25 protein-coding genes and 1 pseudogene are annotated in these 25,864 nt (G+C 62.2%); 14 read left to right on the top strand and 12 right to left on the bottom strand.

The genetic code is table 11. The features are described 5' to 3' along the window. Positions 1-33: 33 nt before the first annotated feature. The gene (locus ACYCCG_RS02970; protein ID WP_003253401.1) at positions 34-813 is read right to left on the bottom strand and encodes an exodeoxyribonuclease III; all 780 of its coding nucleotides are present in this window, start codon (positions 811-813) and stop codon (positions 34-36) included. 80 nt (positions 814-893) lie between these two features. Between ACYCCG_RS02970 and pyrE the strand changes: the two genes are divergently transcribed. Next, positions 894-1,535: an orotate phosphoribosyltransferase gene (gene pyrE / locus ACYCCG_RS02965; RefSeq protein ID WP_003253405.1), complete on the top strand. Its 642-nt coding sequence runs from the start codon at positions 894-896 to the stop codon at positions 1,533-1,535. A 181-nt stretch (positions 1,536-1,716) separates the two neighbouring features. Here the strand turns inward: pyrE and argB are convergent, their stop codons facing one another. The 4 genes and pseudogenes from argB to coaBC all read right to left on the bottom strand — a co-directional run bounded on the left by argB (position 1,717) and on the right by coaBC (position 5,837). Next, entirely contained in the window at positions 1,717-2,622 is a 906-nt protein-coding gene (gene argB, locus ACYCCG_RS02960) for an acetylglutamate kinase (protein WP_176682881.1), read from the bottom strand. Between the two features lie 30 nt (positions 2,623-2,652). Beyond that, positions 2,653-4,020 (bottom strand): annotated as a pseudogene (locus ACYCCG_RS02955) (phosphomannomutase/phosphoglucomutase); the annotation flags it as partial. 144 nt (positions 4,021-4,164) lie between these two features. Then, positions 4,165-4,620 (bottom strand): dUTP diphosphatase, encoded by a 456-nt coding sequence (dut, locus tag ACYCCG_RS02950; RefSeq protein ID WP_176682879.1) that lies wholly within the window; start codon positions 4,618-4,620, stop codon positions 4,165-4,167. Between the two features lie 5 nt (positions 4,621-4,625). Beyond that, the gene (gene coaBC, locus ACYCCG_RS02945) at positions 4,626-5,837 is read right to left on the bottom strand and encodes a bifunctional phosphopantothenoylcysteine decarboxylase/phosphopantothenate--cysteine ligase CoaBC (RefSeq protein ID WP_459669376.1); all 1,212 of its coding nucleotides are present in this window, start codon (positions 5,835-5,837) and stop codon (positions 4,626-4,628) included. Between the two features lie 125 nt (positions 5,838-5,962). Here coaBC and radC point away from each other — a divergent pair, with 125 nt between their 5' ends. Further along, positions 5,963-6,643 (top strand): RadC family protein, encoded by a 681-nt coding sequence (radC, locus tag ACYCCG_RS02940; RefSeq protein WP_176682877.1) that lies wholly within the window; start codon positions 5,963-5,965, stop codon positions 6,641-6,643. A gap of 134 nt (positions 6,644-6,777) precedes the next feature. On the opposite strand, the gene ACYCCG_RS02935 is transcribed toward radC, so the two are convergent. Continuing rightward, positions 6,778-8,367: an ABC transporter substrate-binding protein gene (locus tag ACYCCG_RS02935; RefSeq protein WP_176682876.1), complete on the bottom strand. Its 1,590-nt coding sequence runs from the start codon at positions 8,365-8,367 to the stop codon at positions 6,778-6,780. A 361-nt stretch (positions 8,368-8,728) separates the two neighbouring features. On the opposite strand from ACYCCG_RS02935, the gene rpmB reads away from it, so the two are divergent. Together rpmB and rpmG are read left to right on the top strand one after the other, a co-directional pair. Further along, positions 8,729-8,965, top strand: a complete 237-nt coding sequence (gene rpmB / locus ACYCCG_RS02930; protein ID WP_003253504.1) for a 50S ribosomal protein L28 — start codon at positions 8,729-8,731, stop codon at positions 8,963-8,965. A gap of 11 nt (positions 8,966-8,976) precedes the next feature. Next, positions 8,977-9,132 (top strand): 50S ribosomal protein L33, encoded by a 156-nt coding sequence (gene rpmG, locus ACYCCG_RS02925; protein WP_003253507.1) that lies wholly within the window; start codon positions 8,977-8,979, stop codon positions 9,130-9,132. Between the two features lie 65 nt (positions 9,133-9,197). On the opposite strand, the gene ACYCCG_RS02920 is transcribed toward rpmG, so the two are convergent. Together ACYCCG_RS02920 and ACYCCG_RS02915 are read right to left on the bottom strand one after the other, a co-directional pair. Then, entirely contained in the window at positions 9,198-9,401 is a 204-nt protein-coding gene (locus ACYCCG_RS02920; protein ID WP_020190325.1) for a hypothetical protein, read from the bottom strand. Between the two features lie 95 nt (positions 9,402-9,496). Beyond that, the gene (locus tag ACYCCG_RS02915; RefSeq protein ID WP_010955786.1) at positions 9,497-9,856 is read right to left on the bottom strand and encodes a cupin domain-containing protein; all 360 of its coding nucleotides are present in this window, start codon (positions 9,854-9,856) and stop codon (positions 9,497-9,499) included. Positions 9,857-10,052: 196 nt separating this feature from the next. On the opposite strand from ACYCCG_RS02915, the gene ACYCCG_RS02910 reads away from it, so the two are divergent. Both ACYCCG_RS02910 and ACYCCG_RS02905 read left to right on the top strand, forming a co-directional pair. Continuing rightward, on the top strand, positions 10,053-11,546 hold the full coding sequence (locus tag ACYCCG_RS02910; RefSeq protein WP_021785237.1) for an aldehyde dehydrogenase: 1,494 nt from the start codon (positions 10,053-10,055) through the stop codon (positions 11,544-11,546). A gap of 109 nt (positions 11,547-11,655) precedes the next feature. Beyond that, the gene (locus tag ACYCCG_RS02905; protein WP_176682874.1) at positions 11,656-12,795 is read left to right on the top strand and encodes an MFS transporter; all 1,140 of its coding nucleotides are present in this window, start codon (positions 11,656-11,658) and stop codon (positions 12,793-12,795) included. Positions 12,796-12,830: 35 nt separating this feature from the next. On the opposite strand, the gene ACYCCG_RS02900 is transcribed toward ACYCCG_RS02905, so the two are convergent. Then, positions 12,831-14,384, bottom strand: a complete 1,554-nt coding sequence (locus ACYCCG_RS02900) for a phospholipase D family protein (protein WP_459669371.1) — start codon at positions 14,382-14,384, stop codon at positions 12,831-12,833. Positions 14,385-14,444: 60 nt separating this feature from the next. Next, on the bottom strand, positions 14,445-15,875 hold the full coding sequence (locus ACYCCG_RS02895) for an aminotransferase-like domain-containing protein (protein ID WP_176682872.1): 1,431 nt from the start codon (positions 15,873-15,875) through the stop codon (positions 14,445-14,447). Positions 15,876-16,053: 178 nt separating this feature from the next. On the opposite strand from ACYCCG_RS02895, the gene ACYCCG_RS02890 reads away from it, so the two are divergent. Further along, on the top strand, positions 16,054-16,284 hold the full coding sequence (locus ACYCCG_RS02890) for a DUF1127 domain-containing protein (protein ID WP_176682871.1): 231 nt from the start codon (positions 16,054-16,056) through the stop codon (positions 16,282-16,284). A gap of 200 nt (positions 16,285-16,484) precedes the next feature. On the opposite strand, the gene ACYCCG_RS02885 is transcribed toward ACYCCG_RS02890, so the two are convergent. Next, on the bottom strand, positions 16,485-17,777 hold the full coding sequence (locus ACYCCG_RS02885; RefSeq protein WP_176682870.1) for an NAD(P)/FAD-dependent oxidoreductase: 1,293 nt from the start codon (positions 17,775-17,777) through the stop codon (positions 16,485-16,487). Between the two features lie 143 nt (positions 17,778-17,920). Between ACYCCG_RS02885 and ACYCCG_RS02880 the strand changes: the two genes are divergently transcribed. Then, the gene (locus ACYCCG_RS02880; protein WP_176682868.1) at positions 17,921-18,274 is read left to right on the top strand and encodes a YkgJ family cysteine cluster protein; all 354 of its coding nucleotides are present in this window, start codon (positions 17,921-17,923) and stop codon (positions 18,272-18,274) included. 2 nt (positions 18,275-18,276) lie between these two features. Here ACYCCG_RS02880 and ACYCCG_RS02875 read toward each other — a convergent pair whose 3' ends face one another. Then, a complete protein-coding gene (locus ACYCCG_RS02875) occupies positions 18,277-18,765 on the bottom strand; it encodes an Lrp/AsnC ligand binding domain-containing protein (RefSeq protein WP_003253520.1) in 489 nt (162 codons plus the stop codon). A 156-nt stretch (positions 18,766-18,921) separates the two neighbouring features. Between ACYCCG_RS02875 and dadA the strand changes: the two genes are divergently transcribed. The 6 genes from dadA to ACYCCG_RS02845 all read left to right on the top strand — a co-directional run bounded on the left by dadA (position 18,922) and on the right by ACYCCG_RS02845 (position 25,851). Next, complete coding sequence (dadA, locus tag ACYCCG_RS02870) at positions 18,922-20,226, top strand: D-amino acid dehydrogenase (protein ID WP_209969156.1); 1,305 nt, start codon at positions 18,922-18,924, stop codon at positions 20,224-20,226. 142 nt (positions 20,227-20,368) lie between these two features. Beyond that, positions 20,369-21,442: an alanine racemase gene (gene alr / locus ACYCCG_RS02865; RefSeq protein ID WP_392461499.1), complete on the top strand. Its 1,074-nt coding sequence runs from the start codon at positions 20,369-20,371 to the stop codon at positions 21,440-21,442. Positions 21,443-21,549: 107 nt separating this feature from the next. Continuing rightward, on the top strand, positions 21,550-22,098 hold the full coding sequence (locus ACYCCG_RS02860) for a cupin domain-containing protein (RefSeq protein ID WP_021785230.1): 549 nt from the start codon (positions 21,550-21,552) through the stop codon (positions 22,096-22,098). A gap of 154 nt (positions 22,099-22,252) precedes the next feature. Continuing rightward, on the top strand, positions 22,253-22,657 hold the full coding sequence (locus ACYCCG_RS02855; RefSeq protein WP_176683050.1) for a c-type cytochrome: 405 nt from the start codon (positions 22,253-22,255) through the stop codon (positions 22,655-22,657). Between the two features lie 314 nt (positions 22,658-22,971). Further along, positions 22,972-23,859: an RHS repeat-associated core domain-containing protein gene (locus ACYCCG_RS02850; protein WP_209969158.1), complete on the top strand. Its 888-nt coding sequence runs from the start codon at positions 22,972-22,974 to the stop codon at positions 23,857-23,859. A 132-nt stretch (positions 23,860-23,991) separates the two neighbouring features. Next, a complete protein-coding gene (locus ACYCCG_RS02845) occupies positions 23,992-25,851 on the top strand; it encodes an acetyl-CoA hydrolase/transferase C-terminal domain-containing protein (RefSeq protein ID WP_459669368.1) in 1,860 nt (619 codons plus the stop codon). Positions 25,852-25,864: the final 13 nt, after the last annotated feature.

Below are 25,864 nucleotides of genomic sequence, written 5' to 3'. Positions count from 1 at the left end.
CCATTGGGGCTGCAATGCAGCCCCAATGGCCTTTTAGATGGTCAGCGTCCAGTCATAGTCGACGATCAGCGGCGCATGCTGGGAGAAGCGTGGCTGACGCGGCAGGCGGGCGTTGCGCACGAAGCGGCGCAGGCCCGGGGTGAGGATCTGGTAGTCGAACCGATACCCCAGGTTGAGCATCTCGGCCTGCTCGTTGTCCGGCCACCAGCTGTACTGGTCGCCTTCACGGCTGACTTCGCGCAAGGCATCGACATACCCCATCTCGCCAGTGATCGCATCCATCCAGGCGCGTTCTGGCGCCAGGAAGCCCGGCGACTGCTGGCTGTCACGCCAGTTCTTGATGTCGAGCTTCTGCTGCGCCACGTAGAACGAGCCGCAATAGATGTATTCGCGACGCTTGCGACGCTGCTTGTCCAGGTACTTGGCGAAGTCGTCCATCAACTTGAATTTCTGGTTCAAGTCTTCGTCGCCGTTCATGCCCGAAGGCAGCAGCAGGCTGGCAATACTGACTTTGTCGAAATCTGCTTGCAGGTAACGCCCGTAGCGGTCGGCTGTCTCGAAGCCCAGGCCGGTGATGACTGCCTTGGGCTGCATGCGCGAGTAAAGGGCCACACCACCTTGGGCAGGCACTTCCGCGTCGCAGGCATAAAGGAAATAGCCATCGAGCTGGAAAGCTGGGTCGTCGAGTTCAAAGGCCGAGGCGCGGGTATCCTGAAGGCAGATGACGTCGGCATTCTGGGCTTGCAGCCAGCTGAGCAAACCACGCTCGGCCGCAGCCTGAATGCCATTTACGTTCACACTGATGATCCGCATAAATGGCCCCAAAAATCTCGTGCGTGTATGATACCCGAGCTCAACCCATTTAGCTAAATCCGTGGTGTCCGGGACTATTCATGCAGCCGTATCAGCGCGACTTTATCCGTTTTGCCATCGATCGCGGGGTACTGCGTTTCGGTGAATTCACCCTGAAATCGGGGCGTACCAGCCCGTATTTCTTCAATGCCGGCTTGTTCAACACCGGCTCCGCACTGGCTGAGCTGGGGCGTTGCTACGCCGCCGCCATCGTCGACAGCAAGATCCCGTTCGATGTGCTGTTCGGCCCGGCCTACAAGGGTATCCCTTTGGCGGCGACTACCGCCGTGGCCCTTGCCGACCAGCATCAGCTGGACGTGCCATGGTGCTTCAACCGCAAGGAAGCCAAGGACCATGGCGAAGGTGGCAGCCTGGTCGGCGCGCCGCTGGCCGGTGACGTGCTGATCATCGACGACGTGATTACTGCCGGTACCGCCATTCGTGAGGTCATGCAGATTATCAACGCCCAGCAGGCCAAGGCCGCTGGTGTACTGATCGCGCTGAACCGTGAAGAGCGCGGCAATGGCGAACTGTCGGCGATCCAGGAAGTGGAACGCGACTTCGGTATCCCGGTGGTCAGCATTGTTTCGCTGACCCAGGTGCTGGAGTTCCTGGCTGACGATCCACAGTTGAAGCAGCACCTGCCGGCTGTCGAGGCCTATCGGGCGCAGTACGGGATCTGATCCTGGCCTGGGAATGAAAAAGGCGACCTTCTTCAGAGGTCGCCTTTTTTGTGCCGCCTGATCTGGCCCTTTCGCGGGTAAACCCGCTCCTACATTGGGGCAGCGCCAGGCTCGAGGTCGGCGATTCCCTATGTAGGAGCGGGTTTACCCGCGAAGAGGCCAGTGCAGGCTAACCGATCAATCAGCGCGGCTTGCGATTGGTAATCAGGGTGCCCACACCGCTGTCGGTGAAAATCTCCAGCAGCACCGCATTCGGCACGCGGCCATCGATGATGTGCGAGCTGTTCACGCCGCCCTGCACCGCATCCAGCGCGCACTTGATCTTCGGCAGCATGCCGCCATAGATGGTGCCGTCAGCGATCAGTTCGTTGACCTGCTCGGTGGTCAGGCCAGTCAGCACCTGGCCCTGCTTGTCCATCAGGCCGGCGATGTTGGTCAGCAGCATCAGCTTCTCGGCTTGCAGCGCCTCGGCCACCTTGCCCGCCACCAGGTCGGCGTTGATGTTGTACGACTCACCGTTGGCGCCCACGCCGATCGGCGCGATCACCGGAATGAAATCGCCCTTCACCAGCATGCTCAGCAGGTCGGTGTTCACGCTTACCACTTCGCCCACGTGGCCGATGTCGATGATTTCCGGAGTGGTCATCTCAGGCGTCTGGCGGCTGACAGTCAGCTTGCGGGCGCGAATCAGCTCCGCGTCCTTGCCGGTCAGGCCGATGGCGCTGCCGCCGTGGCGGTTGATCAGGTTGACGATGTCCTTGTTGACCTGGCCGCCCAGCACCATCTCGACAACGTCCATGGTCGCCGAATCGGTGACGCGCATGCCGTCGATGAAGTGGCTTTCGATCGACAGGCGCTTGAGCAGGTCACCGATCTGCGGGCCACCGCCGTGGACCACCACCGGGTTGATGCCCACAGCCTTCATCAGCACGATGTCACGGGCGAAGCCCGTCTTGAGCTCCTCGCTCTCCATCGCGTTGCCGCCGTACTTGATCACCAGGGTCTTGCCGACAAAGCGGCGGATGTAAGGCAGTGCTTCGGACAATACCTCGGCTACATGGGAAGCGGCATCGCGATCGAGGGTCATGCAGGGCTCCTGTAAGGAACAGATAGTCGGTCAGAACGGCAGTTGCAGCTCAGGCTCTACCCGCAGCAACTGGGTGCGGAAAACATCCTTGATACGTTGCAATTCGGCGTCGCTGTCGGCCTCGAAACGCAGCACCAGCACCGGGGTGGTGTTGGAGGCGCGAACCAGGCCCCAACCATTGGCGTAGTCGACCCGCACACCGTCGATGGTGGTCAGGCTGGCTTCGCCCCAGTCGGCGTCGCGTTGCAGTGCATCAATGATGCTGAATTTACCCTCGTCGGTCACATCAATATTGATTTCCGGCGTGGAAATATCGTTCGGGAAGGCGGCGAACAGGTTTTCGGCGCTCTGCTCGGTCTTGCTGAGGATCTCCAGCAGGCGCGCGGCGCTGTAGATGCCGTCGTCAAAACCGTACCAGCGTTCCTTGATGAAGATGTGACCGCTCATCTCGCCTGCCAGCAGCGAACCGGTCTGCTTCATCTTCTTCTTGATCAGCGAATGGCCGGTTTTCCACATCAAGGCGCGGCCACCGTGCTGTTCGATCAGCGGGGTCAGGCGGCGGGTGCACTTGACGTCGAAGATGATCTCGGCGCCCGGGTTGCGCGACAGCACGTCCTGGGCAAACAGCATCAGCAGGCGGTCGGGGTAGACGATGCTGCCGGTGTTGGTCACCACGCCGACGCGGTCGCCGTCACCGTCGAATGCCAGGCCGATGTCGGCACCGGTTTCCTTGACCTTGGCGATCAGGTCTTCGAGGTTCTCTGGCTTGCCCGGGTCCGGGTGGTGGTTGGGGAAGTTGCCGTCGACCTCGCAGAACAGCGGGATCACTTCGCAGCCCAGGGCTTCGATCAGTTGCGGTGCAATCACGCCGGCGGCGCCGTTGCCGCAGTCCACCACCACCTTGAGCTTTTTCGCCAGATCTACGTCACCGACGATCTGCTGGAAGTAGCGGTCGAGGATCTCGACCTTTTCCACGCGGCCCGGGGCCAGCGTCAGGTCGTTGGTTTTCAGGCGGGTCAGCAGGGCCTGGATCTGTTCGTTGGCCAGGGTGTCACCGGCGATGACGATCTTGAAACCGTTGTAGTCCGACGGGTTGTGGCTGCCGGTCAGCATCACACCAGACTTGCCGGCCAGCACGTTGGCGGCGTAGTACAGTGCCGGGGTGGGCACCAGGCCGACGTCGCTGACATGGCAGCCCGCATCGACCAGGCCTTTGATCAGTTGTTCCACCAGCATCGGGCCCGACAGGCGGCCATCGCGCCCTACCGATACCTGCGGTTCGCCCTGGGCCAGGCTTTGCGCGCCGATGGCACGGCCGATCCAGTAGGCGGTTTCGGCGTGAAGGGTCTTGCCGACCACACCACGTATGTCATAGGCGCGGAAAATGCTGTCGGGCAATGCGGCGGGGACCAGGTGGGCCATGTCGTTCATCTCTGGAAGCTCCATTAGTCAAAGGCTTTCTGGGCAGGCGCAAACTGAACGCTTGGACGGTGGTTTCGCCAGAGAGTTCGCCATCCTTGGCCTGAACGGTCATCTGCCGGCTCAGTGGCTGCCGGAGTGACCGAAGCCGCCAGCGCCACGCTGGCTTTCGTCGAACGCTTCGACGATGTCGAAGTGAGCCTGCACCACCGGTACCAGCACCAGCTGGGCGATGCGCTCGCCAACCGCGATGGTGAACGGCGTGTTTCCGCGGTTCCAGCACGACACCATCAGCTCGCCCTGGTAGTCCGAGTCGATCAGGCCGACCAGGTTGCCCAGCACGATGCCGTGCTTATGGCCCAAGCCCGAGCGTGGCAGGATGACTGCCGCCAGGCCTGGGTCGCCGATGTAGATCGACAGGCCGGTAGGAATCAGAATGGTCTGGCCTGGCTCGAGGACGGTGTCTTCCTTGAGCAGGGCGCGCAGGTCGAGGCCGGCGGAGCCGGGGGTGGCGTACGCGGGTAGCGGGAATTCGCTACCCAGGCGTGGGTCGAGGATCTTGGCTTGAAGAGCGTGCATGTAACTTATTGAACCTGGTTGAGCCGTTCGGCGATGAAGGCGACCAGTTGCCGGGCGATCTTGCCCTTGCTGGTCTGCGCGAAGAGGGTCTGGTGCTGCTGGCGGTCGATCACGGTCAAGGCGTTTTCTTCGCTGTTGAAGCCGATGCTGGGGTTGGCCACATCATTGGCGACGATCAAGTCGAGGTTCTTGTCCTTGAGCTTGCGCGTGGCGTAATCGAGCAAGTGTTCGGTTTCGGCGGCAAAGCCGACGCTGAACGGGCGGTCGGCGCGGCCAGCAATGGTGGCAAGGATATCGGGATTACGCACCATCTGCAGCAGCATGCCGTCGCCGGTCGTAGGATCTTTCTTCAGTTTTTGTGTGGCAACCACTTCGGGGCGGTAGTCCGCAACCGCTGCCGAGGCAATGAACAGGTCGCACGGCATGGCCGCTTCACAGGCCGCGAGCATGTCCCGCGCGCTGACGACGTCGATACGGCTGACCCGGTCAGGGGTTGGCAAGTGCACCGGACCCGTGACGAGGGTTACCCGAGCCCCTGCTTCGGCGGCCGCCTCGGCCAAGGCGAAGCCCATCTTGCCGGAGCTATGATTGGTGATGTAGCGCACCGGGTCGATGTTTTCCTGGGTCGGCCCGGCGGTGATCAGCACGTGCTTGCCGGTCAGTGCCTGGCGCTTGAAGCTTTCTGCGGCGCACCAGGCCAGGTCTGCGGCTTCGAGCATGCGCCCCAGGCCGACGTCACCACAGGCCTGGCTGCCGGATGCCGGGCCGAACACCTGAATGCCACGGCTCTTGAGCAGCTCGAGGTTGGCCTGGGTGGCCGGGTCACGCCACATGGCCTGGTTCATCGCCGGCGCCACGGCGACGGTGGCGTCAGTGGCCAGCACCAGCGTGGTCAGCAGGTCGTCTGCCATGCCCTGGGCCATGCGTGCCATGAGGTCGGCGGTGGCTGGGGCGATCAGCACCAGGTCCGCCCACTTGGCCAGTTCGATATGGCCCATGGCAGCTTCGGCGGCCGGGTCGAGCAGGTCCATGTGCACCGGGTGGCCCGACAGCGCCTGCAGGGTCAGCGGGGTGATGAATTCGGCACCACCGCGGGTCATGACGACGCGCACCTGCGCGCCGTGCTCCAGGAGACGGCGAATCAGCTCGGCGCTTTTGTAGGCGGCAATGCCGCCACCCACGCCGAGAACGATGCGCTTGCGATACAGCCGCTGCATAGGCTTGCCTTTTTCCAGTGAGAGCGGGCGACGACGTTTGAAATGCCTGCGGCGGAACGTCGCATGTACGAGGCGAAATAGATTAACACAGGGCCGAAATGGGCCGCAGCAAAGGCAGGGGTGGAATGAACATCAGGGAGTGGCCGGCGGAAGAACGGCCTAGGGAGAAGTTGTTGCAGCGAGGGGCAGGGAGCCTGACAGATACGGAGCTGCTGGCCGTTTTTCTCGGCTCAGGCGTACGTGGGCGTAATGTCGTGGAGCTTTCGCGAGGCTTGTTGGTGAAGTTCGGCAGCTTGCGCCGGTTGCTGGAGGCTGACCGCGAGGCCTTCGTCGGCGAGCTTGGGTTGGGCCCGGTGAGGTACAGCCAGCTGCAGGCACTGCTTGAGATCGGCCGCAGGCACCTTGCAACGTCGATTGAGCGGGAGTCTGCCATGGACAACCCGGCAGCGGTGCGACGCTACTTGAAAGCCATGCTCAGGCATGAGGCCAGCGAGGTGTTCGGGTGTCTGTTTCTCGATACCAAGCACCGGCCACTGGCATTTGAGATCCTGTTCAGGGGCACGATAGATCGGGCGAGTGTCTATCCGCGAGAGGTGGTGCGGCGGGCGTTGGTGCACAACGCTGCGGCATTGATCCTGTGCCACAACCATCCTTCAGGGATCAGTGAACCGAGTCAGGACGATGTGCATTTGACCCTGTCGTTGAAGCGGGGGCTGGCGTTGATCGATGTGCGGGTGCTGGATCACATCATCATTGGTGACGGGGAGCCGTTGTCGATGGTCGAGCATGGGTGGATTGTGGCCTGAGGGAGTACTGAGCGCCTTGTAGGGTCAGTACGGGCCCTTTCGCGGGTAAACCCGCTCCTACAGGGGTAGCGTCAACTGCCAGGCTGGCGCTGTCCTGTAGGAGCGGGTTTACCCGCGAAGAGGCCGGTACAGGCTTACCTGGTGACCGACACCTTGCTGAAATCCAGCCGCCCGAACGGGCTCACCTGGTACCCCTCGACGCCTTGGCGCAGCAAGGTCGCCGCCGTCGGGTGCGCCAGTGGCACCCACAGCGCCTGCTGCTGGATCAGCGTCTGCGCCTGCTGGTACAGCCGGCTGCGCACGCTCTGGTCGTTGGTGGTACGCCCGGCGCTGATCAACTGGTCGAGGCGGCTGTCGCAGAAGCGTGCGAAGTTGGTCCCTGACTCGACCGCCGCACAGGAAAACTGCGGGCTGAGGAAGTTGTCCGGATCGCCGTTGTCGCCTGCCCAGCCCATGAACAGCAAGTCATGCTCGCCAGCCTTGGCGCGGCGGATAAGCTCGCCCCATTCGATCACGCGGATTTCCGCCTTGATACCGATCTTGGCCAGGTCGGCTTGCAGCATCTGCGCGCCAAGGCTGGGGTTGGGGTTGAGCAGGCTGCCCGATGGGCGAGTCCAGATGGTGGTGCTGAAGCCTTCTGCCAGGCCGGCCTTGGCCAGTAGGGCCTTGGCTTTCTTCACATCCAGCGGGTAGCCGGGCAGGTCCTTGGCGTAGCTCCAGGTGTTCGGCGGATAGGGGCCGTTGGCTGCCACTGCAGAGTCTTCGAACACGGCCTTGAGGTAGGCCTGCTTGTCGAAGGCCAGGTTGATGGCCTGGCGCACTTCCGGCTTGTTCAGGGGGGGGTGCTGGCTGTTGATGGCGACGAAGGCCGTCATGAATGCCGGTGTAGCGGCCACCTTGAGGTTGCCGTCCTTGCCCGCTTCGGCAATGTCCAACGGCTTGGGCGACAGGGCAACCTGGCACTCGCCACGCTTGAGCTTCTGCAGGCGAACGTTGGCATCGGTTGTGATGGCGAAGATCAGCGGGTCGACCGCCGGCTTGCCGGCGAAGTAGTCCGGGTTGGCGCGGTAGCGCACCACGGCGTCTTTCTGGAAACGCTGGAACACGAACGGCCCGGTGCCGATCGGTCGGCTGTTCAGCTTCTCCGGCGTGCCGGCCTTCAGCAGCTTGTCGGCATATTCGGCGGAGTAGATCGAGGCGAAGCCCATGCTCAGGGTGGCCAGGAAGGTGGCGTCCGGGTGGCTGAGGGTGAAGCGCACGGTGTTCGGCGCGGGTGCATCGATCGCTTTGATCAGGCTGCCCAACTGCAGCGATTGGGCATGCGGGTAGCCGCCCGGCGCAGTCTTGTGCCAGGCATGGGCCGGGTAGAGCATACGCTGGAAGCTGAACAGCACATCGTCGGCATTCAGCTTGCGGCTTGGCTTGAAATAGGCGGTGCTGTGAAACTTCACGTCATCGCGCAGGGTGAAGTCATACACCAGGCCGTCGGCCGATACCGTCCAGCTGGTCGCCAGGCTCGGCACCACCTTGCCTTGCGCCGCGTCGAACTCCACCAGGCGGTTCATCAGTACGTCGGCGGTGGCGTTGGTGGTGGTGAGCGAATTGTACTGCACCACGTCGAAGCCTTCGGGGCTGGCCTCGCTGCAAACGCTCAGCGGAGCGGCCTGGGCAACGCCGGCGGCGAACAGGGAAGTGAACAATAAGGAAAGTGCGGCGGCACGCATGGTGGCTCCTTGGCTGTCAGTGGCCCATCTGCCAGTGCAGTCTGGAAAAGGCCTACCCTAGTGCGCCCGCCGGTAAATGACCACACCCTTTTTTGCAAATGTTGCGACGAGCGGTCGACGACTGGCGGGGCCTGCCGCTATGCTGGCCCGGCGCGTTCTGGCTTGCGGCAATGTGCATCTACTGTTGTTGCAGCCAAGTCTTTCTGGTATAAAGCAGCGCTCTTTTCTAGGGGCTCGGCCTGTCGCATAAGCGGATCCGGTCGATAAGGCCTCCAGAATCACGGCGCCCAGGCGCCAAAGACTGAGAGATTAAGCGGCCAACCCATGCCGGGTTGGGCATGTGGTTTTAGAGGGCTGAGTCATGTCGAGAGTCTGTCAAGTTACTGGTAAGGGTCCAGTAACCGGGAACAACATTTCCCACGCAAACAACAAAACCCGTCGTCGTTTCCTGCCGAACCTGCAGCACCACCGTTTCTGGGTTGAATCCGAGAAGCGTTTCGTGCGTCTGCGCGTTTCCGCCAAAGGCATGCGTATCATCGACAAGCGCGGCATCGACGCCGTTCTGGTTGACATCCGTAAAGCTGGCGCCAAGGTTTAAGGGAGAGCATCATGCGTGAATTGATCCGTCTGGTTTCGAGTGCCGGTACCGGCCACTTCTACACCACCGACAAGAACAAGCGCACCACCCCGGACAAAATCGAGATCAAGAAATATGATCCGGTTGTTCGCAAGCACGTGGTGTACAAGGAAGCCAAGATCAAGTAATTGATCGGCGACCTGAAAAAACCCGCTTCCGAAAGGAGGCGGGTTTTTTTATGCCTGCTGCCGGGTCAGTTGAAGTCGAAGCCCTGGATCAGCAGGTCGGCACCGGCCTTGATCTGGATGCGCTCGACGTCGTACTCGCGGGTGCACATTTCGTTGGGGCCGACCACCCGGGTGCGGCCGGTAAGGGTGCGGATGGTGTCTTTGAGCGCTGGCGCGTAAGGGGTGCCGACCAGGTGGGCGAGGGTTCGCAGCACTTCTTCGTTGGTCATGGTGTTCTTCCTGTTGAAGTTGGATGGCCCGACATGGGCAGGGCCATCCTCACGCATGCCTGCGAATTGCCTGCGCTACATAGATACTGCTGTGGTTACTTCTGCTCGAACATCACATAGATCTTGCGGCAAGGCTCCAGCACCTCCCAAGTGCCTTTGAAGCCGGCGGGGATTACAAAGCGATCGCCGGCACGCAGGGTTTTCGCCCCGCCATCCTCGTCGCGCAGCACCGAAACGCCCTGGACGATCTCGCAGTATTCGTGCTCGGTGTAGTTCACTGTCCACTGGCCCACCTCACCTTCCCATACGCCAGCGGCAAACTGCCCGCACGGGCTGGAATAGTGGTTGTAGACCGCCTGGTCCGGCTCGCCCTTGAGAATTTTCTCCGCTGCCGGGCGGTAGCGTTCAGCTTCGGTGATGACCTGCGCGAAGTCGATGATGCTATCAATACTCATGGTTCGGCTCCTGTTGTTGTTTAATAAAATGAACATCAGTAGGCTTTTGAGCCTTCCGTGTCAAATATATTGATAGTTTACACCGGCTGGTTTAGGGTATCGCTTGCCAGTGTGCGCTCGGCGCCCGGCCAGAATTCTGACAACGCCTGTGAGTCCTCAGTGCGGCGTTGCACCTAAACAAGAGGAGGAGTTTCGTATGACCACCCTGACCCGTGCGGACTGGGAACAACGTGCCCAGCAACTGAAGATCGAAGGCCGTGCCTTCATCAACGGCGAATACACCGATGCCGCATCCGGTGAAACCTTCGAGTGCCTGAGCCCGGTCGACGGACGCTTCCTGGCCAAGGTTGCCAGCTGCGACCTGGCCGATGCCAACCGCGCTGTGGAAAACGCCCGCGCCACCTTCAACTCCGGCGTGTGGTCGCAGCTGGCCCCCGCCAAGCGCAAGGCCAAGCTGATCCGCTTTGCCGACCTGCTGCGCAAGAACGTCGAAGAGCTGGCACTGCTGGAAACGCTGGATATGGGCAAGCCGATCGGCGACTCCTCCAGTATCGATATCCCGGGCGCGGCCAATGCCATTCACTGGACTGCCGAAGCCATCGACAAGGTCTACGACGAAGTCGCCCCGACCCCGCACGACCAGCTTGGCCTGGTTACCCGCGAAGCAGTGGGTGTGGTCGGTGCGATCGTACCGTGGAACTTCCCGCTGCTGATGGCCTGCTGGAAGCTTGGCCCAGCGTTGGCCACCGGTAACTCGGTCGTGCTCAAACCGTCCGAAAAATCGCCGCTGACCGCCATCCGCATCGCCCAGCTGGCGATCGAAGCCGGTATCCCGGCTGGCGTGCTGAACGTGCTGCCAGGCTACGGCCACACTGTGGGCAAGGCGCTGGCCCTGCACATGGACGTCGACACCCTGGTGTTCACCGGTTCGACCAAGATCGCCAAGCAGCTGATGGTTTACGCGGGCGAGTCGAACATGAAACGCATCTGGCTGGAAGCCGGCGGCAAGAGCCCGAACATTGTCTTTGCCGACGCCCCGGACCTGCAAGCTGCCGCCGAAGCCGCCGCCAGCGCCATCGCCTTCAACCAGGGCGAAGTGTGCACCGCAGGCTCCCGCCTGCTGGTCGAGCGTTCGATCAAGGACAAGTTCCTGCCGATGGTTGTAGAGGCCCTGAAAGGCTGGAAACCAGGTAACCCGCTGGACCCACAGACCACTGTCGGTGCCCTGGTCGATACTCAGCAGATGAACACCGTGCTGTCGTACATCGAGGCTGGCCACAAGGACGGCGCCAAGCTGTTGGCCGGCGGCAAGCGCACCCTGGAAGAGACCGGCGGCACCTACGTCGAGCCGACCATCTTCGACGGCGTGACCAACGCCATGCGCATTGCTCAGGAAGAAATCTTCGGCCCGGTGCTGTCGGTGATTGCCTTCGACACTGCCGAAGAAGCTGTGGCCATTGCCAACGACACGCCGTATGGCCTGGCGGCGGGCATCTGGACTTCGGACATCTCCAAGGCCCACAAGACCGCCCGTGCCGTGCGTGCGGGCAGCGTCTGGGTCAACCAGTACGACGGTGGCGACATGACCGCGCCGTTCGGTGGTTTCAAACAGTCGGGCAACGGCCGTGACAAGTCGCTGCATGCGCTGGAGAAATACACTGAGCTGAAGGCGACCTGGATCAAGCTGTAATCCAGTAGGTCCTTTTCGCGGGCAAGCCCGCTCCTGCAGGTCTTCGCGACCGTGCAGGAGCGGGCTTGCCCGCGAATGGGCCTCTAGAAATATTGGCTGGGAGGCTGCAATGCGTTGGGGTACCTACTTCGCCGTACTGGCATCGGTGCTCAGTGTCGGGCTGGCGCTCGGCGTGAGCATGCCGCTGGTGTCCCTGCGCCTGGAGGCCTGGGGCTACGGCAGCTTCGCCATCGGCGTGATGGCGGCAATGCCGGCGTTGGGTGTATTGGCCGGGGCCAGCCTGGCCAGCCGCCTGGCAGGCTGGGTTGGCGTGCCCTCGGCGATGCGCCTGTGCCTGTGGGGCGGGGCGATGTCGATTGGTCTGCTCGCGCTGCTGCCTAGTTACCCGTTGTGGCTGCTGCTGCGGCTGATGATCGGCATGTCCCTGACCGTGGTGTTCATCCTCGGCGAAAGCTGGATCAACCAACTGGTGGTCGAACAGTGGCGTGGCCGGTTGGTGGCGCTGTATGGCAGCAGCTACGCCCTGAGCCAGCTGGCAGGGCCGTTGGTGCTGGGCTTTCTCGGCTCTGATGACGACTTCGGCTTCTGGGCTGCGACCGGCCTGCTGCTGGCCGCGCCGCTGGTTCTGCTGGGGCGTGGTGGAGCACCGAGCACGGAAGCCTGCAGTGTCACCTTTGGCGACCTGTTCGGCTTCTGCCGACGCTTGCCGGTAATCGCCTGGGCCATTGCCTTGTTCGCCTCGTTCGAGGCGATGATCCTCACTTTGCTGCCGGTGTATTGCCTGCAGCAGGGCTTCAGCACCGAAATCGCCCTGTTCATGGTAAGTACCGTGGTGGTGGGTGATGCGGTACTGCAGTTGCCCATCGGCGCGCTGGCCGACCATATGTCGCGACGTACCCTGTTCACTGGCTGTGCGGTGACCCTGCTGGTGTCCAGCCTGGCGATCCCGCTGCTGTTGCACACGCCGGTTATCTGGCCATTGTGGGTGTTGTTCGGCGCCAGTGCCGGCGGCTTGTTCACCTTGTCGCTGGTGCTGATCGGTGAGCGCTACCGCGATGATGAGTTGGTGCGTGCCAATGCCCACGTGGCACAGCTGTGGGGTATTGGCTGTTTGCTCGGGCCGTTGTTGGCGGGTGCGGGGAGCCAGTGGATCAGCGGGCATGCGTTGCTGTTCCTGATGGCGGCCGGGGCTGCAGGGCTGGTGGTATTGACCCGGCGGCGCGGAGCCTTCGAGCCGGTCTCTGCCTGAGGGTTTTTGGAGCGCAAGGCCCCCGGAAGTCGCAGTTACAGCATCTTCTCCAAGCCAACCGCCTTGCTGATCCAGGCATTGAGCCGCCGCCAGATCCCACCCGGCTCAGACGTCAGCACGTGCCGTTGGCCATTGTCCTCGGTCGCCCACACTAGCTTGTCACCTATCAGTTTCACCTGATAGCTCAGCGCAGGCGCCATACCCTGCTGGGCCAGCTCGCGGGTGTATTCGGCCAGTTCCGGGCTGTCCACCAGTACCCCGACCTCGGTGTTCCACAACACGGAGCGCGGGTCGAAGTTGAACGAGCCGATGAAGGTCTTGCGTCGGTCGAACACGATCGTTTTGGTGTGCAGGCTTGAATCCGAGCTGCCACGGAAACTCAATCGTCCCGCGCTGGGGTCGCCTGGCTGGCGGCGAAGCTCGTAAAGCTGCACACGGTGTTCAAGCAAGGCACGACGATAGGGTGCGTAGCCTCCATGCACTGCCGGCACGTCGGTGGCTTCCAGCGAGTTGGTCAGCAGCTTTACCGAAACCCCTGCATCGGCGCGGCCGGTCAGGTACAGCAGCCCCGGCTCACCCGGTACAAAGTAGGCCGATGCCAGGACCAGTTCGCGGTGCACGTTAGCCAAGTCCGGTGCCAGTTGCTGGCTCAGCAGTAATTGCGGGTCCGGCTCGTCTTCGGCCAACACCTTGCTGGGCGCATCCCATAGCGCCTGAGCGTGAGCCCAGATCAGCTCGTTGCGCCACACATCCAGGTGCGGCTGCGACTGATAGGCCATCAACCGGTCGTACAGGGCCTTGCGCTGGGTCCTTGCTTCGGCCAGCGACACTTCCAGACGATGGCGGCTGGCACGCAGGTCGTTGGCATCCGGGTCATGCCAGAGGAAGTCGGTGATCGGCCGGCTGAGGGCGCTGTTCCAGTACTGGTCGAAGCTGTGCCCCAGTTGCTCGGCCACCGGGCCCACGCCCAGCAGGTCGATGTCGGTGAAGTTGAGGTTGGGCTCGGCATCGAAATACTCGTCGCCCAGGTTGCGCCCGCCGACGATGGCCATGCTGTTGTCCACCAGGAACAGCTTGTTGTGCATGCGCCGGTGCTGGCGCGACAAGTTGAACAGCCGGCCCACGGCGCGCGTGACGCCGGTACTGCGCCCCAGGTGCAGTGGGTTGAACACACGGATATGGATGTTCGGGTGGGCATCGAGGGTGCCCATGACGGTGTCCAGGCCATCGCTGGTGGTGTCGTCGAGCAGGATGCGTACGCGCACGCCACGGTCGGCAGCGCGTAGCAGTTCATGCACAAGGGCGCGGGTACTGAGGCCGTCGTGGACGATGTAGTACTGCAGGTCGATGCTCGCCTGGGCGTTGCGGATCAGTTCAGCACGGGCGCGAAAGGCCTCGTTGCTGTTGGGCAGCAAGCGAAAGCCCGAGCGGCCGCCATAGGGCGCGGCCTGGCGCAGCACCGAGCGGCCAAAGGCCGAGTCGTTGGCAGGCAACGCCTGACTGGTTTCGCGGGGCACGCTGATGCTTGTGCAACCGGCAAGGCCGAGCAACAACACCAGCAGCAGAGGCAACGCTCGCTGGAGTCTCAAAGGTGAACCGTCCTGTACAGCAAGGGCTTTAGGGTTTTGACCGTGACGGGCGGCGCAAAGTTACGCGTCGACGCTTTCTTCATCCAGTAGACGAAGGGCGGTTTCACCGACCTTGCGCACGGAGGCTTCGATTTGTGGCGTTGGCCTGGCGGCGAAGTTCATGCGCAGGCAGTGGCGGAACTTGCCCGAGGCCGAAAAGATGCTGCCCACGGCAACCTGCACGCCCTGCTCCAGTAAAGCGCGGTTCAGCCGAAGCGTGTCGAGATGTTCGGGTAGCTCCACCCAGAGCATGAAGCCACCCTGGGGCCGGCTGATCCGGGTCCCCGCCGGGAAGTAGCGGGTCACCCAGTCGCTCATCAGGTCGCGGCCACGTTGGTACTGGCTGCGCATGCGCCGCACATGGGGCTGGTAGTGCCCGCCTGCGATGAAGTCAGCAATGGCCAGCTGAGGCTGGCTGGCGGTGCTGCCTGTGCTGATGTACTTCATGTGCAGCACTCGCTCCAGGTAGCGCCCGGGTGCCACCCAGCCGATCCGCAGGCCGGGTGCGAGGGTTTTGGAGAACGAACTGCAGAGCAGCACGCGGCCATCGTCGTCGAACGACTTCAGGGTGCGTGGGCGTGGGTAGGTATAGGCCAGGTCGCCGTACACATCGTCTTCCAGAATCGCCACGTCATAGCGTTGGGCAAGGCTCAGCAGGGCCTTCTTGCGTGCTTCGGGCATGATGTAGCCCAGCGGGTTGTTGCAGCTGGGGGTGATCTGTATGAGCTTGATCGGCCACTGCTCCAAGGCCAGCTCCAGCGCCTCCAGGCTGATGCCGGTGACCGGGTCGGTGGGGATTTCCAGCGCTTTCATGCCCAAGCCTTTGAGGGTTTGCATGGCGCCGTGGAAGCTGGGCGAGTCGACTGCGACGATGTCGCCTGGCTCGCAGACCGCGCGGATGCTGCATGACAGCGCCTCATGGCAGCCGGTGGTGATCACCAGGTCGGCGGGCCCCAGGCGGCAGCCGGAGTCGAGCATCAGCCGGGCCACCTGTTCGCGCAGGGCCAGGTTACCGTGGATGTTGTCGTAGTACAGGCCAGGCATGTCCTGGCGCCGGCTCAACTGGGCGAGGCTGCGCAGCAGCGGCTTCAGGGTAGGGCTGTCGATGTCGGGCATGCCGCGACCGAGCTGCACCACGTCCTGGCGCGGGTTGCTTCGTACCAGTTCCAGCACCTGCTCCCACTGGGAGATGTCCACCGGGCGCTGGGCCGGGCGGCTGATTGCGGGTAGTGCCGGCAACTGCCGTTGGTCGCTGACGAAGTAGCCGGACTTGGGCCGCGGCAAGACCATGCCGCTGTCTTCGAGCATGCGATAGGCCTGCTGCACGGTGCTCAGGCTGACCCCGTGCTCCTCACTCAGTGCGCGCACAGACGGCAGGCGCTGGCCGGGGCGATAGAGGCCCTGCTCGATGCGGGCGCCGAGTATTTCGGCGAGATTCAGGTAGAGGGTCACGGCATACTCCTGCGCTGCATTGGCATAGCGACCGGTACAGTTGGGCTGAAAATACAGCATTCAGTCGGCCAGCGGCCAATTCTGTATGGGAATAATAAGGCTGTATTGGATCTGTATTGTCGAGGGTGCCGACGCGCATGCTTTCTCCACGGTAACAACTGAACGGGAGGATGCGGTGATGGGTGGCATGAGCGATGTGCGCTTGCAACTGTTGGCCAAGGAACTGGAAGCCGGGCAGCAGGCCAAGGTGTTCAACGCGCCAGAGGGTTTGGGGCGTTGGGGGCTGATGTTGCATCGCTGGCATACCCGCAGGGCGTTGCTGCAGCTGACCGATGACGAGTTGCGCGATGTCGGGCTGAGCTGGGAGCAGGCCAGGATCGAAGGGCGGAAAGCCTTCTGGAAGGACTGACAGGGTGGTCGCTGGAGGGCCTGTTGTGCCCCAGACTTGAAACTTGCACCGACCCTGTGGGAGCGGGCATGCCCGCGAAGCAGGCGTCGCGGAGGATGGCACGGGCTTCGCCCGTGTTCGCGGGCACGCCCGCTCCCACAGGGGGCTAGTCAGCTTTTAGATTTTAAGCAAGACAGTTGCTGCCACAAGGATGGGGACTTTCAGGCCAGCTCTTTCAGGCGATGCCACAGCATCCCCAGCGCCAGCAATGGCGAGCGCAGGTGCTTGCCGCCAGGGAAGGTGATGTGCGGCACCTTGTTGAAAAGGTCGAAGCGCCCGCTTTCCTGGCCACTGATGGCTTCACCCAGCAGGCGCGCGGCCAGGTGGGTGGCGTTGAGCCCATGGCCCGAGTAGGCCTGGGCGTAATACACGTTCGGCTGGCTGGCCAGGCGGCCAACCTGCGGCAGGCGATTGGCACCAATGCCGATCATGCCGCCCCACTGGTAGTCGATGCGCACGTTGGCAAGCTGCGGGAACACCTTGAGCATCTTCGGCTGCATGTAGGCGGCGATGTCCTTCGGGTCGCGGCCTGAATAGTGGCAGGCACCGCCAAACAGCAGGCGGTGGTCGGCGGACAGGCGGTAGTAGTCCAGCGCCACGCGCTGGTCACACACCGCCATATTCTGCGGCAGCAAGGCGCGTGCGCGTTCTTCGCCCAGCGGCTCGGTGGCGATGATGTAGCTGCCGGCCGGCAGCACCTTGCCGCCCAGTTCGCGGTTGAGGTCGTTGTGGTAGGCGTTGCAGCACAGTACCAAGGTCTTTGCGCGTACCCGGCCTTGGGCTGTATGCACCTGCACTTCAGTGCCGTAGTCGATGCGGGTGACTTCGGATTGCTCGAACAACTTCACGCCCAGGCGGGCGGCTGCGGCGGCTTCACCCAATGCCAGATTGAGCGGATGCAGATGCCCGGAGCCCATGTCGACCAGCCCCCCCACATAGCAGTCGGCACCGACCACGCTGTGGATATCGTCCTTGCCGACCAGCCGCAACTCATGTGCATAGCCCAGGCTGCGCAGCTCCTCGGCGTCTTCGGCGAAGCCCAGCAGCTCGGCGGGTTTGTTGGCCAGGTCGCAGTAGCCCCAGGCCAGGTCACAGGCGATGGCATGCTTTTCTACCCGCTCGCGCACGATCTGTACGGCCTCCAGGCCCATCAGCTTCAGGGTGCGCACGCCTTCCTCGCCGATGACCGGGAGGAACTGCTCCAGACCATGACCGACTCCACGGATCAGTTGACCGCCATTGCGCCCACTGGCACCCCAGCCAAGTTTGCGCGCTTCCAGCAGGATGACCGAGAAACCACGCTCGGCCAGCTCGATGGCGGTGTTCAGGCCCGAGTAGCCGCCGCCGATGATGCACACGTCGGCGTTGTGTTCGCCTTGCAGGAAGGCGTGGTCGGGGTGTGGCGCGCTGCTGGCGGCGTAATAGGAGGCGGCGTGCTGCGCGCTGTGGATCATCGGGGCGGCCCTGAAAATTGGAGGGGGGACGAGGATAAGCTTTGCCATCGCGGCCGGGCAACCAGCGAGGGCTGCATCCTCATTCGCGGGTGGAGCCGCGAATAGGCCTATAATCCAACTACTTTGTCAGCTTGTATCCCGCCATGTCCTGTAACCGCCACAAGATCCACTTCCTGCGCGAACTCATCCCTTCATTCGAGTGCGAGCCCGGCTGCCATGACTGCTGCGGGCCGGTCACCACCTCGGCGGAGGAAATGGCCCGCCTGCCGCGCAAGTCCCAGGCCGAGCAGGACGCTGCTCTGGAGCGTCTGGACTGCGTGCACTTGGGCCCCAACGGCTGCACGGTGTATGAAGAGCGGCCGATGATCTGCCGGCTGTTCGGTACCACCCCGCGTATGGCCTGCCCGCGTGGTCGTGGCCCTGACCCGATGATCGACCCCGCCGCTGAACAGTTGGTCCACCAGTTCATTGCCACCACCCGCCAGGTGCTGGTCTAGCCTCAGTCCGGGATCGGCAGGCAGAGGCTCTCCTTCACCTCTTCCATCACGATGTAGCTCTTCGATTCGCGCACGTGCGGCAGTTTCAGCAGGATGTCCCCGAGCAGCTTGCGGTACGAGGCCATTTCCGAAATACGCGCTTTCACCAGGTAGTCGAAGTCGCCCGACACCAGGTGGCATTCCAGCACGTGGGGCAGCTTCAAGACCGCTCGGCGGAATTCCTCGAAGGTGTCGCCCGACTTGTAGTCCAGGCTGATTTCCACGAACACCAGCAGGCTGCCCTTGAGGTGCTGCGGGTTCAGGCGTGCGTTGTAGCCCATGATGATGCCCTCGCGCTCCAGGCGGCGAACCCGCTCGGTGCAAGGGGTGGTGGACAGCCCAACTTTCTCGCCCAGTTCGGTGAAGGAAATACGCCCGTCATTCTGCAGGATACGCAGGATGTTGCGGTCGATCTTGTCCAGTTCACGCTTGGTCTGGTGCTGGGTTCTCATAGGGGATGCCCCTCCGTGAAAGGCGTTTTTGCCGAGAATTCTCGCCAATAATAGGCTTTTATATAGTGAATTGCACTGGTCTCAAATTCCTATACTGCGCTCATTCATGCCATTTCAATAAAAGTGTGCGGCGCGCCGCGTGTGAGGGATAAAACGATGCGAGTTCTGGTACTTGGTAGCGGTGTAATCGGAACCGCCAGTGCCTACTACCTGGCCCGGCAAGGTTTCGAAGTCACGGTGGTCGACCGCCAGCCGGCGGTGGCCATGGAAACCAGCTTTGCCAACGCCGGCCAGATCTCGCCTGGTTATGCCTCGCCCTGGGCTGCCCCAGGTGTGCCGCTGAAGGCCATCAAGTGGCTGCTGGAGCGGCACGCACCCCTGGCCATCAAGCTCACGGGCGACGTTGACCAGTACCTGTGGATGGCACAGATGCTGCGCAACTGTACCGCCAGCCGTTACGCGGTGAACAAGGAACGCATGGTGCGCCTGTCCGAGTACAGCCGTGACTGCCTCGACGAGCTGCGCGCCGAAACCGGCATCAACTACGAAAACCGCAGCCTGGGCACCACCCAGCTGTTCCGCACCCAGGCCCAGGTCGATGCTGCGGCCAAGGACATTGCCGTGCTTGAACAGTCCGGCGTGCCCTACGAGCTGCTCGACCGCGACGGCATTGCCCGCGTCGAACCTGCCCTGGCTGGCGTGAAAGACATCCTGGCCGGCGCCCTGCGCCTGCCGAACGACCAGACTGGCGACTGCCAGCTGTTCACCAGCAAGCTTGCCGACATGGCGTTGAAGCTGGGCGTGGAGTTCCGCTTCGGCCAGGACATCCAGCGCCTGGACGTTGCGGGTGACCGCATCAATGGCGTGTGGATCGACGGCAAGTTGGAGACGGCAGACCGCTACGTGCTGGCACTGGGCAGCTACTCGCCACAGATGCTCAAGCCGCTCGGCATCAAGGCCCCGGTATACCCGCTGAAAGGCTATTCGCTGACAGTGCCGATCACCGACAGCGACATGGCCCCGACTTCGACCATTCTCGACGAGACCTACAAGGTTGCCATCACCCGTTTCGACAACCGCATCCGCGTTGGGGGCATGGCTGAGATCGCTGGTTTTGACCTGTCGCTGAACCCGCGTCGGCGCGAAACGCTGGAGATGATCGTCAACGACCTTTATCCTCGCGGCGGTGACCTGAGCCAGGCCAGCTTCTGGACCGGCTTGCGCCCGGCGACCCCGGACGGCACGCCTATCGTGGGTGCCACGGCGTTCCGCAACCTGTTCCTGAACACCGGTCACGGTACCTTGGGCTGGACCATGGCGTGCGGTTCCGGTCGCTTGCTGGCCGACCTGATTGCGCGCAAGAAGCCGCAGATCAGTGCCGAAGGCCTGGATATCTCTCGTTATGGCAATAGCGGGGAAGTGGCCAAGCACAGGCAAAGCGCGCCGGCTCACCAGCAGTAATAGCCTGTGCCGGCCCATTCGCGGGCTTGCCCGCTCCCACAGGAACACCACAGCTTTTCAACGCTGTGCGCTATCTGTGGGAGGGGCAGGCCCGCGAAGAATCCACCACCGATTTCAACCCGAACACCATAAGGCAGCCGCCATGCGTCCCGCCCGCGCCCTGATCGACCTCCAGGCCCTGCGCCACAACTACCGTCTGGCCCGTGAACTGACGGGTGCCAAAGCCCTCGCCGTGATCAAGGCCGACGCCTATGGCCACGGCGCCGTGCGCTGCGCCCTGGCCCTGGAGGCCGAAGCCGACGGCTTTGCCGTGGCCTGCATCGAAGAGGCGCTGGAACTGCGCGCTGCCGGTATCAAAGCCCCGGTGCTGCTGCTGGAAGGTTTTTTCGAAGCTAGCGAACTGGCGCTGATCGCCGAGCACGACCTGTGGTGCGTGGTGCACTCGCTGTGGCAACTGGAAGCCATCGAGAAAACACCGCTGCACAAGCCGCTCACCGCCTGGCTGAAGCTGGACAGTGGCATGCACCGCGTTGGCCTGCACCCCAAGGACTACCACGACGCCTACCAGCGACTGCTGGCCAGTGGCAAGGTTTCGCGCATCGTGTTGATGAGCCACTTCGCTCGCGCCGACGAACTGGACGCTGACGCCACCTCCCAGCAAATCGCCGTGTTCGAAGCTGCCCGACAGGGCCTGGCCGCCGAATGCAGCCTGCGTAACTCGCCCGGCGTGCTGGGCTGGCCGCAAGCGCCCAGCGACTGGGTGCGCCCAGGCCTGATGCTGTACGGTGCCACGCCGTTCGGAGTGGCGCAGGCCGAGGCCGCACGCCTGCAACCAGTGATGACCCTGCAATCGCGGGTGATCAGCGTGCGCGAACTGCCTGCCGGCGAGCCTGTGGGCTATGGTGCCAAGTTCGTCAGCCCTCGGCCAACCCGCGTTGGGGTGGTCGCCATGGGCTATGCCGATGGCTACCCGCGCCAGGCGCCCAACGGCACACCGGTGCTGGTCGCCGGCAAGCGCACCCAACTGATCGGCCGGGTGTCGATGGACATGCTCAGCATCGACCTCACCGACGTACCAGAAGCCGCTGTCGGCAGCCCGGTAGAACTATGGGGCAAGCAGGTGCTGGCCAGTGAGGTGGCCGCGCATGCGGGCACCATTCCGTACCAGATCTTCTGCAACCTGAAGCGAGTACCACGGGACTACATCGGCGAATGACACGCTGAAGCGGACAGGTTGGGGGCGGTGTGTTGTAAATACTGAACGGCATTGCCATGATATCGTTCACAACCACCCCTTTCCCACTGTCTCAGGAGGCTCCAGCTTTGGACGTCGGCGAACGACTGCAAGCCATCCGCAAGCTCAAGGGCCTGTCCCAGCGCGAACTCGCCAAGCGTGCAGGCGTGACCAACAGCACCATCTCGATGATCGAGAAGAACAGCGTAAGCCCCTCTATCAGCTCGCTGCGCAAAGTGCTGAGCGGCATTCCCATGTCCATGGTCGAATTCTTTTCGGTCGAGCTGGAGCCCGAAAGCCCCACTCAGATCGTCTACAAGGCCCACGAGCTGATTGATATCTCGGACGGTGCGGTAACCATGAAGCTGGTTGGCAAGTCGCACCCCAACCGTGCCATCGCTTTTCTGACCGAGGTGTACCCGCCAGGCGCCGACACCGGTGCCGAAATGCTGACCCACGACGGCGAGGAGACCGGTATCCTGCTTGAAGGCCGCCTGGAACTGGTGGTCGGCAACGAGATTTTCGTTCTCGAAGAGGGCGACAGCTACTACTTCGAAAGCACCCGCCCGCACCGCTTTCGCAACCCATTCGACCAGCCGGCGCGGCTGATCAGTGCGGCGACGCCTTCAAACTTTTGATCCAGCGCAGTGCATTGATTCGGCAATACCCCTTTCCTGTGTGGGGTCGTTTCACGGCTTCTGGGTTCCCGCTATACTTTTCAACGCTCGCCGATCCGTGGCCGCGAGCGTGATTAGCCACCATGAGGGTGTTCGCGTGAATCAAATCAAGAAGATGCTGGCCGTACCAGCAGCCGTATTCGCCCTCTGGGCAATGAGCGCAACCGCTGCGACCGATGACGACATCGCCAAACGCCTGGAGCCGGTTGGCCAGGTATGCGTCCAGGGTCAGGAATGCAAAGGCATGGAAGTGGCCGCTGCAGCAGGTGGCGGGGGAGCCAAGACGCCGGATGAAATCATCGCCAAGCACTGCAATGCCTGCCATGGCAGCGGCTTGCTCGGCGCGCCTAAAATTGGTGACACCGCCGCGTGGAAAGAACGCGCCGACCATCAGGGCGGCCTGGACGGCATCCTGGCCAAGGCCATTACCGGCATCAACGCCATGCCGCCGAAGGGGACCTGTGCAGACTGCTCGGATGAAGACCTGAAAGAAGCGATCAAGAAAATGTCCGGGCTGTGATTTACAGCTGAATTGCATGAGGCCCGCCGTTGATGGCGGGCTTTGTTTTTGTGGTGCCTGTGCTGGCCCTTTCGCGGGCACACTCGCTCCCACAAGCCCCCCTCAGAACCTGAGGATTATGGTTATCCTGTGGGAGCGGGCGTGCCCGCGAAAGGTCCAGCACAGGCAACCAACCCGCTAGAGCCATGTCCATGGATGTCTCCAGAAGCCCCGATCGGGCTGAGCCTGATTCCATGAGAACTAGCATTTTTACCAGTTCTATTTTTCAGGGTTCTGAAGAACACTGACGCTTCTGATTGCAGTGGTGGCTAACAATGGATCTGGGCGATAACTGTCCCGAGCAACATGCAGCCGGTCGAACACAGCCGCAAAAGCTGATCCCCGGCAGCGCCCCTCGGCATCTGGCCTATTCGCCTTATGGCTATCTCTCGATTTTCCAGGCCGTGCTCGGCTTTAATGGTGGCCGACAGGACCCTGTTACCGGCTGTTATCTACTGGGTAACGGTCGTCGAGCATTTAACCCATCATTGATGCGCTTTATTAGCCCGGACAGCATGAGCCCGTTCGCAGCGGGAGGGTTGAATTCATATGCGTACTGCATAGGCGAGCCTATAAACCGTCTGGACCCAAGCGGTAATGTCCCTGTTGTAAAATTGGCCAAGCAGTTTTTTGGACAAGCTTTTTCAAATAAGCCTGCTTTGAGCGGTAAGCCGCCTACTCAAAAAAACCTGCCTGCATCCATAAAAGCTAACCGCACAGACTACACTTGGAGTTATGCGGGAACTGATTATCCCATGAGCCTGGTTATCGGGACTGACATCGGTAACGCCCCGGAGGGCTATAAATTGTTCGGGCTGCATGGAACCAAGAGGAAGTATATTGATTCCTTGGAGTCAGGACCGGACATTAACTTCTCCAGCGGTGGCATGGCAGGGCGAGGTTTGTATGTGACACAGTCAGCAGAGTTGGCCAATAATTTTGCGGGCGCTGATGGGATTATAATGGGTGTTTACGTTAAAGACTCTTCGCGCTGGGTTGAAAGCGTACATTATTCCTATGTGCGTCGTGATGTGATGGTTATTCATGAGAGAGCTTACTACGCGGTTAAAGTGCGAAGAGATATAAGATTCCCGATAGAACTCAGTGCAGCTTATGGAAAACCACCCTCTGACGAGCCTTATGCGGGTCGAAATTGGTTCTAGGCCTTCGGGCTAAAGCGGCTGTTGGGAAATGTCAAAGTCTGGGTGAGGCCTGGCCACAAAGAGGCAGGCCAGGCAACCAACCCGCCAGTGCCATGTCCAATCCCTGAACCCATGGATGTTTCAGGAGGCCCCATGCACCTCTGCTCCATCGACCAGGCTGTCGAGCAGGTCTTGTCCCGGCTGCCAACCCATATCCATATGGGCCTGCCTTTGGGCCTGGGGAAACCCAATGCCTTCGTCAACGCGCTTTACGCCCGCGTACGCGAGCTGCCCGAACGGCGCCTGACCATCTACACCGCACTTTCCCTCGGCCGCCCGCCACTGGGCGATGGCCTGCAGCGGCGCTTTCTCGAACCCTTCGTCGACCGAGTCTTCGCTGACTACGAAGAGCTCAGTTACCTCGCAGACCTGCGCAACGACACGTTGCCACCCAATATTCGGGTCGAACAGTTCTTCATGCAGCCCGGTAGCCTGCTGCACAGCGAATCAGCCCAGCAGGACTACGTCAGCAGCAACTACAGCCATGCCGCACGGGATATCAACGCCAAGGGCCTGAACCTGATCGCCCAGTTGGTGGCCGCCACCCCCGAAAAGCCCGTGCACTTGAGCCTGGCCTGCAACCCAGACATCACCCTCGACCTGCTGCCGATGATCGCCAAGCGCCGCGCGGCTGGCGAAACCATCCTTATGCTGGGCCAGGTGCATGCCGAGCTGCCCTACATGCCAGGCGATGCCGAGCTGCCCATCGATTCCTTCGACCTGCTGCTCGACGAAGCCGAGCAACGCCGGTTGTTTTCCACGCCAAATATGCCGGTCGGCATCCAGGACCACTGCATCGGTCTGCACGCCAGCAGCCTGGTACGCGATGGCGGTACGCTGCAGATCGGCATTGGTGCCATGGGCGATGCGGTTGCCGCGGCATTGCTGGCGCGTCAGGGCGACAACGCCGGTTACCGTGCGGTGCTCAAGGCGCTGGATGTCGGACCGTGGCAGACATTGATCGAGCGAGAAGGGGGTCTGGGCACCTTTGCCCACGGCTTGTACGGCTGCAGCGAGATGTTCGTCAACGGCCTGCTGGTGCTGGCTGAAGCAGGGCTGCTACGACGCCCGGCGGACGAGCAGGGCACAATACTGCATGGCGGCTTTTTCCTCGGCCCGCAAGCGTTCTACCAGCGCTTGCGCGAGATGCCGCTGGAGCAGCGCGCGCAGTTTGCCATGACCCGTATCAGCTTCATCAACGAGCTATATGGGCAGGAGGAACTCAAGCGCCGCCAACGCCGTGATGCGCGGTTTATCAACACGGCGTTTGCCATGACCTTGCTCGGCGCCGGGGTGGCCGATCAACTTGAAGACGGCCGCGTGCTCAGCGGCGTGGGCGGGCAGTACAACTTTGTCGCTCAGGGCCATGCGCTGGAAGGCGCACGTTCGATTCTGCTTTTGCGCAGCTGGCGCGAGGCAGGCGGGGAGGTGACCTCAAACCTGTTCTGGACCTATGGCCACTGCACCATCCCCCGGCACCTGCGCGATATCGTGGTGACCGAGTACGGTATCGCGGACTTACGTGGGCAGACCGACAGCGAGGTGATAGCGCGGTTGTTGGCGGTGAGCGATTCGCGGTTCCAGCCGGGCCTGATCAAGCAGGCCAAAGAAGCTGGCAAGCTTGCCGACGACTTTCAGCTGGAGGCGCGCTTTACCGACAATACCCCGCAACGTCTGGAGGCAATCAGGGCACAGCATGCGCGGCTGTTCCCGGAGTATCCGATGGGCACCGACTTTACGGCCGAAGAGCGGGATCTGTTGCGGGCGCTGAACTGGTTGAAGAGCAAGTTCAAGCTGAGCGAGGTGCTGGAGCTGGGCAAGGCAGCGTTGGATGCACCGGGGCCGGAGGGGTATGAAAGCCACCTGGAGCGGATGCAGTTGGGGCAGCCGCAGGGGCTTAAAGAAGAACTTTACCAGCGCTTGTTGTTGGCGGGGCTGGCGGCAACCAGATAAAAGGGTTGCGGCC

The sequence above is a fragment of the Pseudomonas sp. VEM90 genome, from assembly GCF_054611535.1.
Note: the sequence above shows the minus strand (reverse complement) of the source record. Positions and strands in the feature narration are given on the sequence as shown.

Bases quoted from the DNA above. Each gene is read 5' to 3' on its own strand.
- coaBC (WP_459669376.1), bottom strand. From the start codon at position 5,837: ATGCAGCGGCTGTATCGCAAGCGCATCGTTCTCGGCGTGGGTGGCGGC.
- pyrE (WP_003253405.1), top strand. From the start codon at position 894: ATGCAGCCGTATCAGCGCGACTTTATCCGTTTTGCCATCGATCGCGGG.
- ACYCCG_RS02875 (WP_003253520.1), bottom strand. From the start codon at position 18,765: ATGAGAACCCAGCACCAGACCAAGCGTGAACTGGACAAGATCGACCGC.
- rpmB (WP_003253504.1), top strand. From the start codon at position 8,729: ATGTCGAGAGTCTGTCAAGTTACTGGTAAGGGTCCAGTAACCGGGAAC.
- rpmG (WP_003253507.1), top strand. From the start codon at position 8,977: ATGCGTGAATTGATCCGTCTGGTTTCGAGTGCCGGTACCGGCCACTTC.
- dadA (WP_209969156.1), top strand. From the start codon at position 18,922: ATGCGAGTTCTGGTACTTGGTAGCGGTGTAATCGGAACCGCCAGTGCC.
- dut (WP_176682879.1), bottom strand. From the start codon at position 4,620: ATGCACGCTCTTCAAGCCAAGATCCTCGACCCACGCCTGGGTAGCGAA.
- ACYCCG_RS02845 (WP_459669368.1), top strand. From the start codon at position 23,992: ATGCACCTCTGCTCCATCGACCAGGCTGTCGAGCAGGTCTTGTCCCGG.
- ACYCCG_RS02855 (WP_176683050.1), top strand. From the start codon at position 22,253: ATGCTGGCCGTACCAGCAGCCGTATTCGCCCTCTGGGCAATGAGCGCA.
- argB (WP_176682881.1), bottom strand. From the start codon at position 2,622: ATGACCCTCGATCGCGATGCCGCTTCCCATGTAGCCGAGGTATTGTCC.
- ACYCCG_RS02920 (WP_020190325.1), bottom strand. From the start codon at position 9,401: ATGACCAACGAAGAAGTGCTGCGAACCCTCGCCCACCTGGTCGGCACC.
- ACYCCG_RS02880 (WP_176682868.1), top strand. From the start codon at position 17,921: ATGTCCTGTAACCGCCACAAGATCCACTTCCTGCGCGAACTCATCCCT.
- radC (WP_176682877.1), top strand. From the start codon at position 5,963: ATGAACATCAGGGAGTGGCCGGCGGAAGAACGGCCTAGGGAGAAGTTG.
- ACYCCG_RS02915 (WP_010955786.1), bottom strand. From the start codon at position 9,856: ATGAGTATTGATAGCATCATCGACTTCGCGCAGGTCATCACCGAAGCT.
- ACYCCG_RS02935 (WP_176682876.1), bottom strand. From the start codon at position 8,367: ATGCGTGCCGCCGCACTTTCCTTATTGTTCACTTCCCTGTTCGCCGCC.
- ACYCCG_RS02910 (WP_021785237.1), top strand. From the start codon at position 10,053: ATGACCACCCTGACCCGTGCGGACTGGGAACAACGTGCCCAGCAACTG.
- ACYCCG_RS02885 (WP_176682870.1), bottom strand. From the start codon at position 17,777: ATGATCCACAGCGCGCAGCACGCCGCCTCCTATTACGCCGCCAGCAGC.
- ACYCCG_RS02890 (WP_176682871.1), top strand. From the start codon at position 16,054: ATGGGTGGCATGAGCGATGTGCGCTTGCAACTGTTGGCCAAGGAACTG.
- ACYCCG_RS02970 (WP_003253401.1), bottom strand. From the start codon at position 813: ATGCGGATCATCAGTGTGAACGTAAATGGCATTCAGGCTGCGGCCGAG.
- ACYCCG_RS02905 (WP_176682874.1), top strand. From the start codon at position 11,656: ATGCGTTGGGGTACCTACTTCGCCGTACTGGCATCGGTGCTCAGTGTC.
- ACYCCG_RS02850 (WP_209969158.1), top strand. From the start codon at position 22,972: ATGGATCTGGGCGATAACTGTCCCGAGCAACATGCAGCCGGTCGAACA.
- alr (WP_392461499.1), top strand. From the start codon at position 20,369: ATGCGTCCCGCCCGCGCCCTGATCGACCTCCAGGCCCTGCGCCACAAC.